This window comes from Halarcobacter sp., from assembly GCF_963676935.1.
Classification (GTDB): domain Bacteria; phylum Campylobacterota; class Campylobacteria; order Campylobacterales; family Arcobacteraceae; genus Halarcobacter.
Genome location: NZ_OY781470.1, coordinates 2,909,735 through 2,924,137, shown reverse-complemented (window position 1 = coordinate 2,924,137; position 14,403 = coordinate 2,909,735). Strand labels below are relative to the sequence as shown.

Annotated in this window: 20 protein-coding genes; 8 read left to right on the top strand and 12 right to left on the bottom strand. The window is 27.5% G+C overall.

Going from position 1 to position 14,403, the window contains the following annotated elements; translation table 11 throughout:
* Positions 1–16 precede the first annotated feature (16 nt).
* Entirely contained in the window at positions 17–1,243 is a 1,227-nt protein-coding gene (locus ACKU4C_RS14250; protein WP_321313110.1) for an NAD(P)/FAD-dependent oxidoreductase, read from the top strand.
* A 129-nt stretch (positions 1,244–1,372) separates the two neighbouring features.
* Positions 1,373–2,533, top strand: coding sequence for a hypothetical protein (locus ACKU4C_RS14245; RefSeq protein WP_321313108.1), 1,161 nt, complete (start codon positions 1,373–1,375; stop codon positions 2,531–2,533).
* A gap of 197 nt (positions 2,534–2,730) precedes the next feature.
* On the opposite strand, the gene ACKU4C_RS14240 is transcribed toward ACKU4C_RS14245, so the two are convergent.
* The 4 genes from ACKU4C_RS14240 to ACKU4C_RS14225 form a co-directional block, all read right to left on the bottom strand.
* A complete protein-coding gene (locus ACKU4C_RS14240) occupies positions 2,731–2,919 on the bottom strand; it encodes a hypothetical protein (protein WP_321313106.1) in 189 nt (62 codons plus the stop codon).
* 12 nt (positions 2,920–2,931) lie between these two features.
* Positions 2,932–3,207, bottom strand: a complete 276-nt coding sequence (locus tag ACKU4C_RS14235) for a type II toxin-antitoxin system mRNA interferase toxin, RelE/StbE family (RefSeq protein ID WP_321313104.1) — start codon at positions 3,205–3,207, stop codon at positions 2,932–2,934.
* Positions 3,197–3,451: a prevent-host-death protein gene (locus ACKU4C_RS14230; protein WP_321313102.1), complete on the bottom strand. Its 255-nt coding sequence runs from the start codon at positions 3,449–3,451 to the stop codon at positions 3,197–3,199. The genes ACKU4C_RS14235 and ACKU4C_RS14230 overlap by 11 nt, the downstream gene beginning before the upstream one ends.
* 93 nt (positions 3,452–3,544) lie before the next feature.
* A complete protein-coding gene (locus tag ACKU4C_RS14225; protein WP_321313100.1) occupies positions 3,545–4,366 on the bottom strand; it encodes a hypothetical protein in 822 nt (273 codons plus the stop codon).
* Positions 4,367–4,748: 382 nt separating this feature from the next.
* Here ACKU4C_RS14225 and dksA point away from each other — a divergent pair, with 382 nt between their 5' ends.
* Together dksA and ACKU4C_RS14215 are read left to right on the top strand one after the other, a co-directional pair.
* Positions 4,749–5,111 carry an RNA polymerase-binding protein DksA gene (dksA, locus tag ACKU4C_RS14220; RefSeq protein ID WP_321313098.1) on the top strand — a complete coding sequence of 121 codons (363 nt, stop codon included), beginning with the start codon at positions 4,749–4,751 and terminating at the stop codon, positions 5,109–5,111.
* A 55-nt stretch (positions 5,112–5,166) separates the two neighbouring features.
* Positions 5,167–6,213, top strand: a complete 1,047-nt coding sequence (locus ACKU4C_RS14215) for a CNNM domain-containing protein (RefSeq protein WP_321313096.1) — start codon at positions 5,167–5,169, stop codon at positions 6,211–6,213.
* A gap of 35 nt (positions 6,214–6,248) precedes the next feature.
* On the opposite strand, the gene ACKU4C_RS14210 is transcribed toward ACKU4C_RS14215, so the two are convergent.
* A complete protein-coding gene (locus ACKU4C_RS14210; RefSeq protein ID WP_321313095.1) occupies positions 6,249–6,767 on the bottom strand; it encodes a rhodanese-like domain-containing protein in 519 nt (172 codons plus the stop codon).
* A gap of 208 nt (positions 6,768–6,975) precedes the next feature.
* Here ACKU4C_RS14210 and ACKU4C_RS14205 point away from each other — a divergent pair, with 208 nt between their 5' ends.
* Positions 6,976–7,362, top strand: coding sequence for a hypothetical protein (locus ACKU4C_RS14205; protein WP_321313093.1), 387 nt, complete (start codon positions 6,976–6,978; stop codon positions 7,360–7,362).
* A gap of 115 nt (positions 7,363–7,477) precedes the next feature.
* The gene (locus tag ACKU4C_RS14200; RefSeq protein ID WP_321313092.1) at positions 7,478–8,293 is read left to right on the top strand and encodes a DUF4405 domain-containing protein; all 816 of its coding nucleotides are present in this window, start codon (positions 7,478–7,480) and stop codon (positions 8,291–8,293) included.
* Positions 8,294–8,299: 6 nt separating this feature from the next.
* On the opposite strand, the gene ACKU4C_RS14195 is transcribed toward ACKU4C_RS14200, so the two are convergent.
* From ACKU4C_RS14195 to ACKU4C_RS14175, 5 genes are read right to left on the bottom strand one after another with little or no spacing between them, the layout of a single operon-like run.
* Complete coding sequence (locus ACKU4C_RS14195) at positions 8,300–8,950, bottom strand: HAD family hydrolase (protein WP_321313089.1); 651 nt, start codon at positions 8,948–8,950, stop codon at positions 8,300–8,302.
* Positions 8,951–8,958: 8 nt separating this feature from the next.
* Positions 8,959–10,137: a YbfB/YjiJ family MFS transporter gene (locus ACKU4C_RS14190; protein WP_321313087.1), complete on the bottom strand. Its 1,179-nt coding sequence runs from the start codon at positions 10,135–10,137 to the stop codon at positions 8,959–8,961.
* Between the two features lies 1 nt (position 10,138).
* Positions 10,139–10,750 (bottom strand): TPM domain-containing protein, encoded by a 612-nt coding sequence (locus ACKU4C_RS14185; RefSeq protein ID WP_321313085.1) that lies wholly within the window; start codon positions 10,748–10,750, stop codon positions 10,139–10,141.
* A complete protein-coding gene (locus ACKU4C_RS14180) occupies positions 10,750–11,646 on the bottom strand; it encodes a TPM domain-containing protein (protein ID WP_321313083.1) in 897 nt (298 codons plus the stop codon). The genes ACKU4C_RS14185 and ACKU4C_RS14180 overlap by 1 nt, the downstream gene beginning before the upstream one ends.
* 1 nt (position 11,647) lies before the next feature.
* Entirely contained in the window at positions 11,648–12,238 is a 591-nt protein-coding gene (locus ACKU4C_RS14175) for a LemA family protein (RefSeq protein ID WP_321313081.1), read from the bottom strand.
* A gap of 86 nt (positions 12,239–12,324) precedes the next feature.
* On the opposite strand from ACKU4C_RS14175, the gene ung reads away from it, so the two are divergent.
* Both ung and ACKU4C_RS14165 read left to right on the top strand, forming a co-directional pair.
* Positions 12,325–12,975, top strand: coding sequence for a uracil-DNA glycosylase (gene ung, locus ACKU4C_RS14170; protein WP_321313079.1), 651 nt, complete (start codon positions 12,325–12,327; stop codon positions 12,973–12,975).
* An 8-nt stretch (positions 12,976–12,983) separates the two neighbouring features.
* Positions 12,984–13,385, top strand: a complete 402-nt coding sequence (locus ACKU4C_RS14165) for a DUF695 domain-containing protein (RefSeq protein ID WP_321313077.1) — start codon at positions 12,984–12,986, stop codon at positions 13,383–13,385.
* On the opposite strand, the gene ACKU4C_RS14160 is transcribed toward ACKU4C_RS14165, so the two are convergent.
* Together ACKU4C_RS14160 and ACKU4C_RS14155 are read right to left on the bottom strand one after the other, a co-directional pair.
* On the bottom strand, positions 13,377–13,958 hold the full coding sequence (locus ACKU4C_RS14160; protein WP_321313075.1) for a hypothetical protein: 582 nt from the start codon (positions 13,956–13,958) through the stop codon (positions 13,377–13,379). The two genes, ACKU4C_RS14165 and ACKU4C_RS14160, sit on opposite strands and share 9 nt — an antisense overlap.
* 1 nt (position 13,959) lies before the next feature.
* Entirely contained in the window at positions 13,960–14,370 is a 411-nt protein-coding gene (locus ACKU4C_RS14155) for a hypothetical protein (protein WP_321313074.1), read from the bottom strand.
* Positions 14,371–14,403: the final 33 nt, after the last annotated feature.

The following is a 14,403-nucleotide window of genomic DNA, read 5'->3' as shown; positions in this document are numbered from 1 at the left end:
AAATAAATGGATGGGTATGAAAGTAGCAATAATTGGAGCTGGAGCAGCTGGAATCATAGCTGGTATTACAGCAAAAAGAGAAAATAAAAATATACACATAGATCTTTTTGATATAAACAATGGCATAGGTAAAAAAATCCTAGCAAGTGGAAACGGAAGATGTAATATTTCAAATATAGATTGTAAAGTTTCAAACTACATAGGTGAAAACCCAAGTTTTGTTGAGTTTGCTTTAAAGCAGTTTGATTTTAATGCTTTTAAAAAGTTTTGTAAATCTATTGGTCTTTTATTAGATATAAAAGAGGATGGAAAAGTTTATCCCCTATCAAATGAAGCAAAATCTGTAGTAAATCTATTATCAAGTGCAATAGAGAGTTTAAATATAAACACTATTTTAGAAACAAAAATAACAGATATAAAAAAAGAGAATGATAAGTTTATAGTTGTATCAGAAGAGAAAGAGTTTAAGGATTATGATAAAGTTTTAATAAGCTCAGGATTAGCAGCTGCACCACAACTTAAAGCAACAGAAGACGGGATGAATATAGCTACAAACTTTGGACATACTTTTAATCTAACTTACCCTTCCCTTGTAGGACTTCATACAGATTTTGAAAATAGTTCAAAAATACAAGGTGTAAAAAAAGAAGCGCAAGTAAGTTTATATATAGATGGACAAAAAGAGAATGAAATCATAGGTGATGTACTTTTTACCAAATATGGAGTATCAGGATTTGCCATCTTAGATATCTCACAATATGCAGTTTACCCACTAAGTTTGTACCAAGATGTACAAATATCAATAAACCTTTTTCCAAATCTTAGTAGAAATGAAGTTTTAGGGATGGTAGAAAGTCTATTTAAAACTCTACCAAACCAAGAAGCAGTAGAACTTCTAACAGGAATAGTATCAAATAAACTAGCTGCAATCCTACTAGAAATCTCAAAAATAGATAAACAAAGTAAAGCCAAAGATATAAATGCAAAACAAATAAGAGCAATAGTAAATACACTTATAAACTGGAGATTTAAAATCACAGATACCCAAGGCTTCAAACACGCAGAAGCAAGTGGCGGTGGAATAAGAACCGATGAGGTAGATGAAAAAACTTATGAGAGTAAGAAATGTCGCGGACTATATTTTGCCGGAGAGGTATTGGATATAGTTGGGAATAGGGGTGGATACAACTTGCAGTTTGCTTGGGCAAGTGGGTACTTAGCAGGAAAAGATATATCGAAGTAAAATAGCCACTTTTGCTAAATTACTGCGTTATCGTTGAAATTGAAATAGTCACATACTTTAGTATGCGCCTATTCCAATTTCTTCTCTGGCCTTAAACTTCAACAAAATTGGCTATTTAAAGGAGTATATATGAGACTTATGATTGAAAATGATATTTTGTATGTAGATGAGGTAGAATACGGTTATATTAGATTTAATAATGATATAACTCATTTTAATGGATGTAAATTTTACCTTGAAAACCATCATACTAAAAATCAAGAAGCTTTAAATAAAGTTTTTAAAACCTTAACTAAAAATGATTTAATCGAAGACTTATATATAGTAGTTATAACTAATGAAGTTTTTTATATTTATAAGAAAGATGGAAGAGCTGAGTTAACATCTGATTTTGATTTTGACTTATTAAGTTGGGATAAATCTGTTTCAGTAAAAAAATGTCATGATTATTTATCTACTCACTATAATAATGTTGCTGGATTAGAGTTTAATATTGATGATGGAAATTTCTTTGATATATTTATTGATAATGAAGTGTTGGATGGAGAAACATTGCATGATACATTTTTACGTTCAAAAAAAAAGGTTGAAGAACTTTTATATGAAGCAATAAATGAATTTAATATAGAAAAGACTATTGTTTTTTCTTCAGAACATTTAACTGCTGGTAGTTCAATACTTCAATATTTTGGAAAACTTTTACAAGAAAAATATCCTAATGAAAATGTAAGTGTTTCTATTAAACAAGAAGGTCTAAAAGTTACAATGCTTATTGAAACTCCTGATGGGAAAAAAGAAGAAATAGAAGAGTATTTAAATAGATATGGAATGGTAGTGATGAATCAGTTATCAGTTGATGAATTTGCATTAAATCCTATACAAGCTTTAGAATTAAAACAAGAGTTAAGAGATGCTCAAAATAAAATTGAATTTCAGCAAGAGTTATTAGTCTTAAAAGATGAAACATATAAAAATAAGATATTATCTTTAGAAGATGAGGTTAAATTTTTAAGAGAAGAGTTTTCATTTTTAAGAAAATTAAATGATGAGAACATCCAATTAATGTTATCAACTTTATTAAAAAAAGATAAATTGATTAATAAACTTACTAAATCTATTGAAAAAAGAGATGATAAAGAAACTAAACAGTTATTATTGGAATTAAAAGAAAAAGATGCTCAAGGGTATATAAGTTTAAAACAGCATATTGATAATGCGATTGTTGGTAGTATTGTAAATGCTCCATCTTGGATACAGTTTACTTTGGAAATAATGAAACGCATGGGATAAAAATGTGAGCATTTTCAAAAAAGCGTTAAGAAAAATCTATATAAATTCGTAGAGAAATTTGAACTGTTTGAGGTGAGGCAGGAGCCGAGTTTTCGAATTTTAGAATTTCTATATATTTTTTAGTTTTTTTGGAACCTGTGAACGCTTTTCTTTTGGTTCTTTTCTTTATTAAAAAGAAAAGAATTTGGAAGAGAGAGTTAAAACTTCTCTTTTAAAACAGTAAGCTTCTTAATCTTCCTAATTTCAAAACTACCAACATCACATTTAACCAAATCATCAACTATCTTCAAAGGCTTAACCCTTTTATATGATTTCCCCTCATAAGAAAAACAAACAAAATTTTTATCTTCAATAGCTTTTTGTAAAAATCTATATTCGATATTCATATTATTACTTTATTAATAAACTTCATCATGAGTTCCTATATCTATAGGTATTATTTGATTATCTTTTATGATAAAATCAATAATCATCCTATATTCCATATTTATTGAGATTGAATAAAAATCTGTGAGTTTTCCTTTTAATTTATGTAGTCTTAAACTAGGGTGAAAAGGGTCTGTTTCTAAGATAAAAATACATTTAGAGTATCTTTCAAACATATTAGGATGTTTTTTTAAAAACTTTTTTAACCTTTTTTTATATTCATCTGTGATTATTAATTCATAATTCATTTTTTAACTCTTCAATATGCTCTTTAGCACTTTGAGATTTAAAATTTCCTTTCTCTATATCTTTCATCGATTTTATATAGGCTAAATCTAGCTCAACTTCTCGAAGCTCTTTATATCTTTCTATATCTAGAACTACATATTTGTTTTTACCTCGAACATTTATGATAAGTTCATCAACAGTTTCAAATAGTTTTGAAAACATTGATACACCTTTTGTTTTCACATCATTTGCATTGATTATCATAATAGTATCCTTAATAGTACTTTTAAAAGTATTATAGTTTAAAAAGATAATTTTGTCAAAGAATGAAACAAATAAATTCATTAATTATATGATTTATTCTACAATCCCACTCATACAAGTAACTTCAAAACCTTCTTTTCTCCAAGCTTCAACTATCTCAAGTAATCCTATACTATCACTTGGCATATGTGGAGCTATTATTATATTTCCTATATTTTGCTCAATAACTGCTTGTTGTACATCTTCTGGTACATGCATAGCAATTATTGTTCCAATTTCTGCTTCAAAATATGATTTATACACATCAACTCCGCCATTTGTTCCACCTGCCATTAGAACCTCTATTTTTCCTGCATAGTCATCATTTGAACCAACTCTTATAACTGGTTTTGCCACTTTTCCTTGGTAATACTCCCAAGTGTTTAGTTCATCTATTATATCTTTTAGTTTTGTTTTTGGCTTGTTTTTTAAAGCTTTATCTAGTTTAGTTTGTACTATCTCTTCAGTTATAAAATCTGCTGGAATATGGATATTTAAATATGGAAGATTCATAAGTTTTGCTGCTGAACCTACTCTATCATAGTTTGAAGCGTGTCTTCCTAAGTCAACACTTGCTTGTTTTGCTCTTAATGCTTTTTGTGCTTTATTTATAGGAACACCTGCTTTTACCATTCTATCTATTTGTACATCCATAACTTTTGCAAAATCAACCACACACGAATCTGCTTTTGGATGGTGACTTACTACACAATCATATCCTAACTCTTTTGCTAAAAGTAATTCAGGTGTTTCCATATCTATACCTATAAGTACCCTTTTTATATTTTCACCCTCAACAATTATTCCTGAGTCATAAGGTATCTCTTTTAAGTTTGCCAAATTTAGGGCTATGTTCATTAGTTTTTCAGTATTCATTTTATTTCCACTTTTAAGTTTTTATATCTTTTATAACATATTTGAGATAAAAACAATAAACTTCAATTAAATATTACTATTCTTTATCAATAGACTTTTATAGTGTAGCAGCTGCTATTGATTTTGTATAGAGAGAGTGAAAAAACTCTATTAGATATCAATTAGAGAATTTATTAACCTATCCAATTTTCAAGAAAAGATAGAAGAAAACTCTTTAACTTTACACGGTTGGTATTATAATCTAAAAGATTAATCTTTTACTATTTTAAATCAAGATACAAATTTTTATGAAGAGATAGAATAAAAAATCTATATTAGTTTTTTAAAATGCAACTAAGTTGCACTATGATAATATTTTGCTCAAAAAATTTAGGAAAATATTATGTCAAAAGAGTTGAATCAAAACCAAATAGATGAGATTTATGGGTTACTTATAGAGAGTAAAGAGAAGATAGAAAAAAATTTAAAAGGTATTTCAGACTCTCAAGACAATCTTAGTAGTATGGATTTAAATGATGAGGGAGATTTTGCTGCTGCAAGTAGAGATTATAATAATGATATCCATATTAAAAAACAACAACTTGAAGAGTTAGAATTGATTAATCATGCACTACTAAAAATCAAAAAAGGTGTATTTACTGGTATTTGTGAAATGTGTGATTCTGAAATAGGTATGAAAAGACTTAGAGTAAAACCTTATGCTAAATATTGTATTGATTGTAGAAATCATATAGATAAAAAATAGGATAATAATTAAATTATAATATAGTAAACTATCTTAAATTGATTTAGGAATTATTATGTTAATGCTTCTTTATTTTTTTATAGCTGTAGGTGTTTCTTTTTTATGTTCTATATTAGAAGCTGTATTATTGTCAATAACAGCTTCACATATTGAATTGACAAAAGAAAAAAACTCAAAACTGGGGACTTTAATGGAGTCTCAAAAGAAAAATTTAGATTTTTCTATAGCTGCAATATTGACATTAAATACTTTTGCACATACTTTAGGTGCAGCAGGTGTTGGGGCAGAAGCTGCAAAGCTTTTTGGTGAAGAATATATGTTTTATATCTCAGCGATTCTTACAATTTTGATTCTTGTTTTTTCTGAAATAATACCAAAAACACTAGGTGCATTTTATTGGAAAGAGTTAGCAGGTTTCTCAACAAGAGTTATAAAAGGTTTAACTTTAATAACCTATCCTTTATTGATAGTATTAAATAAAATCACTATTTTAATAGCACCAAATAGAAATGAAACTATTACAAAAGAGGAGATTATTGCTACTGCAAATATAGCAGAAGAAGAGGGTATTTTAAGAGAAAAAGAGAGTTCAATTATTGAAAATCTACTTCAACTTCACGATATAAGAGTAAAAGATATTTTAACACCAAGAAGTGTAATGTTTTGTGTCCAAAAAGATGAACTTTTAGCCTCATTTAAAGATCATTCCTCTATAAATATTGAAAAGTTTAAAGAATATTCAAGAGTTCCTGTATATGGAGATAGTATAGATGATATAAAAGGTTTAGTAATATCAAAAGAACTTTTTCATGAGATGATAGAAAATAAATTTGAAGATAAAAGTAAAATTATAAAAAAAGTAAATAGTGTAAATGAAAATGTACCTATTTCTAAACTAATAGATTTGTTTTTAGAAAAAAAAGAACATCTTTTTATTGTTTATGATAATTATGGTCAAACAGAAGGTGTAGTAACATTAGAAGATGCAATGGAAACCCTACTTGGAATAGAAATTGTAGATGAATTGGATTCTAATGTAGATATGAGGGAAGTTGCAAAAGCAAAAATGTTAAGACATCGAACAAAAAAACTAAGAGTATAAAAAGAGACCCTATCTCTTTTTATACAAAAACTAAACTATTTTTTACAGTGTTCGGCATAAAAATTACCAAACTTAAGACCAGTTCCAGCTTTATCTTTTTTAACAGTATATTTTGTAACTACAGGATTACACTCATCAATCCATGAATATAGATCATAAACTTTAACTGTTTTAAATCCCATTTGTCTAAAAGTTTGTGCTTCAATTGAAGCTCTTGCAGCAGAATTACATATTACAATTAGATTTGGTTTTACAAAATTTTCATCATCATCTAATGCAAATAGTTCAAGAGCTTTTTCTGGAGATTGTCTCCCAACTCTAACACTTCCTTTTATATGTGCACCTGACCATTCTTCCATAGTTCTAACATCTGCAACAAGCCAATCTTTAGCTTTCAGTGCTTTTTTTACTTCCTCAGTAGTTGCATAGTTGCCAGCTTTTTTCTCTTCTGCTTTTAATTTTTTAGTTAAATCACTATAGTTTACAAAATCACTTGCAAACAATGAACTTGCAGTAACTAAAAAAAATGATAGTGCTATACCCTTAATATTCATATAATCTCCTTCAAAAATTGTTTGATAATTATAATTAAAACTTATTAGTTATAACTTAAGAATAACTTATAAATAGGCTATATTAAATATAAGTTAAAATAATAATTAAAAATTTTTCTATAAACTTTTAAGAGTTATAATCTTTTTTTTTAGCTTCTCTTTATAGATATTTATTATAATTACAAAATTAACTTTTATAGGATGAGTGATGGATAACAAAGAAATAGTGGAAACACCAAATACTAAATTTGAAAAAAAATTAGTTCAAGAAGAATATAATGTAAATGTAGCTTTTTATATCCATTTAAAAGAGTACCATAATGGTGTAAGAAAAGAATTAGAATCAAGAATAGAAGAGGTTTTTTTCTACTCAAAAGGTGTGGATTGGAAGTTTGATAGTTTTGGTATTGAAAAAGCAGGTTCAAGAAGTAAAGATGTTTTAGGATATTTTATTTTTAGAACAGCAAATATCACTGAGCTTAAAAAACTATTCTTAGAGTATTTTAAAGATTATGAAAATGCTCAAAAAATTACATGTTCTGTTGCTGAATATCAAAAAATAAATGAAAAATTTTTTGAATTAGATGCAAAATAATTAAGGTAGAAACTCTACCTTTTTTATAAATAGAATTTATAAAAAAACTCAAAAAATAGCTTAACTTACAGTAATAATAAGATAAAATTTATAATAAATATAAAAAGGATTTATTATGAATCTTAAAAAAATAACTTCTCTTACAATGATGTTAGTAATGATAGTGATGACATATTCAGGACTGATGTTATTTATAGCACCTCCTGGAAGAATTGCAAACTGGGCAAATTGGCATCTTTTTGGACTTTCTAAAGAGCAATATGCCTCTATTCATAGCACTTTTATGGTTTTATTTATTATTATGACATTGTTACATGTGTTTTATAACTGGAAACCAATCACTAGTTATTTAAAAAATAAAACAAAACAGATGGTTATCTTTACAAAAGATATGATTGTAGCCTCTATATTGGTTATTGTGTTTTTAATAGGTACGATTTTTAGTCTTTCTCCTTTTTCAAATTTTTTAGAATTTGGAGATGGAGTAAAAAATTCTTGGGAAAAAGATTATGGTACTGCACCATATTCCCATGCAGAGCTTTCTTCACTTAAAAACTTTGTAAGAAAATTAGGTTTTGATTTAGAAATGAGTGAAAAAATACTTAAGTCTAATAATATAAAATATGAATCATCTCAAAGTTTGGCACAAGTAGGTGAACAAAATGGAGTTAGCCCTCAATTTATCTATTTATTATTAAAGCAAAATTTTCAAAAAGCTGGGGTTGAAACTATTGAATTAACAGGATTAGGCAGAAAAACTGTGTCAGAAGTAGCTTCTACTTTGAAACTTTCAACACAAGAGTTTATTGAAAAATTACAAAGTTTAGGTATTAATGCCAAAGGTGATGATAAATTTAAAAGTGTTAGTGAACAATACGATTTAAGTCCTATGGATGTTATGACAAAATTAGGATATAAAAAACCGGAGTAAGTTTTCTTACTCCAAGAGTTCTAAAATCTCCAGTGGAGTTTTAACAATAAAATCGGCACCATTTTCTATTAATTCATCTACTCCTCTAAATCCCCAAGATACACCAACTGAAATCATACCAGCATTTTTTGCTGTTTGAATATCTACATCACTATCTCCAACAAAAAGTATATTTTTACACTCTAGACCTATTTTTTCAGAGATATTTATAGCCGCAATAGGATGGGGTTTTTTAGGAATATTTTCTTTTTGTCCATGAACTTCATCTATATTGTAAACCTCGAAAAACTTTTTATAATACTTAACTGTTAAATCGTGTGGTTTATTTGATAAAATCCCCATTTTTATATTTCTTTCTTGAAGTAATCTTAATAGTTCATTGATACCTTCATAAGGTTTCGTTTCATTTTGTACACTACTATCATATACTTCTTTAAACCTCACAATAACTTCTTTTAATGTTACTTCTGAAATATCGTTTGGAGTACAGTTTTCTAATAAAACTTGAACTCCTCCACCTACAAAGTTTTTGTAATCAGCCAATTCATGAGTTGGAAGTTTAAACTCTTCTAATACAATATTTGCACATACTGCAATATCTTTTAATGAATCAAGTAAGGTTCCATCCATATCAAAAATAACTGCTTTTTTAGACATATCTTTTCCTAATGTATTTTTTTAATTGGCTGCTTTGAAAATATAATTGATAAAATTGTAGCCAACAATGTGAAAGATGATGTTATCATAAATATTGTTGAAAAACTATTAGTTTTGTCATATATATAACCAGCTGCAACTGGTCCTATAGCTTGGCATAAAGCAAAAATAATAGTTACTAAAGATAAAATTTGAGAGGTTCTTTTTACATCAAAATGTACAGAAGTTAATAACACTATAAGTGAAGGTATACTCCAAATAGAGATACCAAATACAATTGTTGAAACCCAAATTGCACAGGTGCTTAAATCCAAAGTTAGTGTAAAGTGAGCAATTGTTTGAAGAAAATATACAAAAATCAAAGTTTTATAGGCTCCAATTTTATCAGCAACAATACCAAATAATAAACCTGAAAATATACTAGCTAAACCTAAAGTCGTCCAAAAGTCTCCTGATAATGAGGTAGAAACATTATATTTTTCAATTACAGCTTTTACAAAATATGTTACAAAAACAGAATAACTCAAACCAAATATCATATATAAAACTCCAATTTTCCAAAAAGATGGAATAAAGAAATATTTATTTGATGAAAATTTAATCTCTGGCATCTCATGTTTTGTATGTTTTTTTATCCCCGGTTGACATAAAAAAGCAAGTAATACAATCAGAATTGAGAAGATTAGCCAAGAGGTTTTCCATGGAGTTTCTAAAGTTATTGATTCAATAAAAGGAACTATTTGTCCTGATAAAACTATTGCAATACCACTTCCACTTACAACTATACCTAAAACTTTTCCTCTTATATTTTTAGGGACTATGTTAGAGATATGAGCCATAATAGATATATTTACAATAGCACAAAAAAACCCACTAAATCCATATAAGAATGATAAAAATAAATAATTGCTAATAAATACCATAGAAGCCATTGAAAGGGCTTGTAATATCATTGTGTTAAAGATTAGTTTATGGGTATTATATTTAGTGTAAAAGATATTAGCAAAAAAGATTCCAATTAAATATCCAATAAAATTAGCTGTACCTATAAATCCAACTTGAGTTGTATTTAAAAGTAAACTCTCTTGCATATTTGGAAGTACCATCCCAAATGCAAATCTACCTAATCCTAAGCAAGCTAATATTACTAAGAATGAAGCAATTATAACTTTTACATAACTTTTCAATCTAAAGCTCTATTACTTCATTGCTTAATTCATTTTTATCATTATCTTGTATGGGAAAACTTTTAATTAATGTTTCACTACACTCTTTTATTGCTTTTTTATAACCTATTGAAAATTGATTGTTTTTTACATCTTTAATGAATTCATTTACAATATCTTGCCAATAGTTATCTGAAATTTTTGATTTAATACCTGTATCAGTTATTATCTCAACATACTTCTCTTCAATTGAAACATAAAACATAATTCCAAGTTTTGTTTTTGTATCTTTTATCCCTAAATTATAAAACTCTTTTTTTGCATTGATTGAAGCTTTTTCATACTTATATTTCTTAGGAAGAAAAGTAAGAAGGATCTTTTTAAAACTACTTGTTAGAAAGAATAAAGCAAAAAAAGATAAAACTTGTATCTGGAAAAACTTTATTGTATCAATATCTGCAAAAAGTAAAATAATAGAGATAAAAACGGAAATTAATAATGAAAATACAAGTGTTTCAAATCTATATGAAGATGAGTATTTTGTAATAACAGCAACCAATTCCGCTGAACTTTTTGTTTCAAGAGTTTTAATCTCTTCTTGAATTTGTTCTTTTTCATTTATATTTAAATACATTACCATCCTCCACTGGCTCCACCGCCACCAAAACTTCCACCGCCACCGCTGAAGCCACCTGAAGAGAAACCTCCTCCAAAGCCACCTGATCTTGAACTACCTGTATAAAAACCGCCACTGTTAGAACTATATGATGAGTTAGAGTAATTATCAAATGATACTTTTCTTGTGGTGATGAATATTATTATTGAGATTATTAAAAAAATGATAATAGATAAAATAAAGCTGTTAAAAAGTACTACTGAAAATGCTCCTGCAAAACCACCTAACATTGATGAACGAAATATTTTTAGAAGCTTTTGACTTTTTAGTGCTTTGCTAAAAGTAGCTAATATTGGTGAAATAAAGATTATTGCAAAATACAGAAAAAACCAATTTGTATTATCTTTTGTTGGGATATTATAGTTTTCAGCTTTGTACTCACCTTTTGTTGCTTCTATTATTGAGTTTATCCCTTTGTGAATCCCTTTATAAAAGTGGGCTTTTTTGAATTCTGGTTTAATAATATATTCTATAATCTCGTGGGAGATTTTATCTGTTAAAACTCCTTCTAATCCATAACCAACTTCAATCCGTAGCTTTTTTTCAGCCATCGAGATTATCAATAAAACTCCATTGTTTTTCTCTTTTTGCCCAATCTTCCAATATCTTCCTAATTGGTAACCATAATCAGCAATATCATAACCTTTTAGAGATTTTAGTATTACAACTACTATTTGATTTGAAGTTTGATTTTCATTGTCTTCTAAAATATTAATAAGGGCTTCTTTTTTATCTACAGATAAAATATTTGCTTCATCAACTATTCTTCCTGTTAATTGAGGAAATTCTATTTGTGCAAAAAGTATATTTTGTACAAATAGAGTAGTTAATATTAAAATTAAAAACTTTTTCATATTAGAATTGAACTTTTGGTGCTTCTTGTTCTTGCTGTGTTGCTGTAAATGTTTCTCTGATTTTTGCTTCAGGATAAAAAATCGAAGCAATAATTTTACCAGGGAAAGTTCTAAGTTCTAAATTGTATGCTCTTACAGTTTCAATATAATCTTTTCTTGCAACAGATATTCTATTTTCAGTTCCTTCAAGTTGAGATTGTAAAGCTATAAAATTTTTATTTGCTTTTAAATCTGGATACCTTTCTACAACTAGCATAAGTCTAGAAAGAGCAGAACTCAATGCTCCCTGAGCTTTTTCAAATTGATTAAATAGTGTTGGATTTGATAACATCTCAGGTGTCATATTTATTTTTCCTACATTGGCTCTTGCATTTGTAACTTCTGTTAGAGTTGATTTCTCATGTTGTGCATAACCTTTTACCGTTGAAACTAAGTTTGGTATTAAATCAGCTCTTCTTTTATATTGATTTTGTACTTGTGACCATTTTGCTTTTACATTTTCATCAAGAGTTGGTACATTGTTTATATTTGTAAATACTAATGCTATAAAAGCAAGGATTATAACCCCTATACCTATTAAAAATGCTTTCATTTTAAACCTTTGTTTTTAAAGTTATGGTATAGTATTGAAATTTTTATTAATAAATAATGAATAGAATTTTTTATTTAAGGTTAGTGATGAATTCATGGGATGAGATAATAGATGAAGAGAGAAATAAAGAGTATTTTATTTCATTAAAAAAAGAGATTGATAAGAGATATTTAACAACAACAGTTTTCCCTCCAAAAGATTTAATATTTAATGCTTTTTCAAAAACCCCTTTTAAAGATTTAAAAATAGTAGTTTTAGGTCAAGATCCATATCATGGAAAAGGACAAGCGCAGGGATTCTCTTTTTCTACACCAAAAGAGATTAAAAATCCACCTTCTATGCAAAACATTTTAAAAGAGATACAAAGTGATTTGGGTAAACCCTCTTTATGTCAAGATGGAGATTTAACTCCATGGGCAAAACAAGGAATTTTACTATTAAATGCTATTTTAACAGTAGAAGAAGGGAAACCTAAATCTCATCATAAGTTGGGTTGGGAGATTTTTACAGATAATATAATCAAATATATTTCTAAAAATTGTGAAGATATTATATTTATTCTTTGGGGTGGTCCAGCAATTGCAAAATCAAAATTAATTGATGAAAAAAAACATCACATTTTAACTGCTCCTCATCCAAGTCCTTTGTCTTCATATAGAGGATTCTTTGGTTGTAAGCATTTTAGTAAGGTAAATAAAATATTAGAAAGTATTGGTAAAGAACCAATAGTTTGGTAGGAGAATCAATGGAAGAGAAGTGGTATTTAGAAAATACTGGCAATTTAAACCAGATGTTAAGAGTAAGAGATGATATAGACTTACCTCAAACAATAGAAGAGTTTCCCCATTTGGTATTGGTAAAACATGAGTTTCATGCCGCTGATGATATTATGTTTCCAGATCCATCTTGTATAGCATTTTTTACTGTTTTTGAGAATAATCATCTTGAAGCTTTAGAAGAAGAAAATAGTGCAGCTCTTTTGGCTGTAGATATATGTGAGGGGATGATGGAGTTTTATTTATATTCTAAAGATCCTGAAAAAACTATTTATGATTGCATAGACTTTTTAAAATCAAATGAGTTGTATAAATGTGATTTTGAAGTTATAAAAAATGATAATGGGGATAGATTAAACGATTTAATCTAGCTCCTCTCTTCTTTGCCAAATATATAATTTAAAATACCAGTATCTATGACCTTTTGATGGTAGTTTTCTAATATCTCCAAAAATAAAATCTATAATCTCTTTTGTTCTATCATCTAGATGGGCACCTTTTGAAAGATATTGAGCAAAACCATTTCTAAGAGTAGTGTATATTTGGTTTTCTTTCTCTTTAAATTCTAAAAAACTTAAATTTTTAATTTTTCTTTTTTCTTGTTCTGTAATTGTTGAAATATATGCTTGGAACTTTCTATACGAATCTGCTTTTTTTTCATTTCTACTGTTAAAAAATCCTTTACTAGCTCTTTGAACATCCTCTTTTGCATCTAATCCCATTGCAATGCATTGTTCCTTGATATAGTCTTCTTCTTTTGGTTTAGCTTTCTTTACTACATCTTCATTCTCAATAACTAAAGAAGAATCATTTCTTTTTGATTCATCTTTTAATATATCTTGTTTTTTAGTCTCTTCTTTCTCTTCAGTTATTTTTGATCGTATATCTTCTTTCTTCGTAAAATCTAATTTACTTTCTCTTTTACCAAATATTTCAAAAAGCATATTAATCCTTTTTCTCTTCATTTTTTAATTCTTTTAAAAAGCTAACAAAATTTCTTATATGGATTCTATTTACTTGTAAATAGATATAAGCAACAACAATTACATTTAAATGTATCATTGCTTCTTGAAATGATAAAAATGCAATTAATACTCCTGCTATTAGAATAAATATAGGATTAAATAGTTTTAATCTCTCTTCTTCTTTTTTTAGAATTAGTGAATAATCTTTATAGTTTTTGTTTATAAACTCTTTATCTTCTAATGTTAATTGATTTTTAGTTTTTAAAACATCTAAACCTTTCAAAACATCTAACTTTTTCTTATATTGATAATATTTAAAGAAAATCCCCAATAGTATAAGAATTGATATGATATTTGAAACTAGTTCTAAAGGGATTTTAATATTATCCATAGTTAACCTTTTAAATTTTTAAACAATTTTATA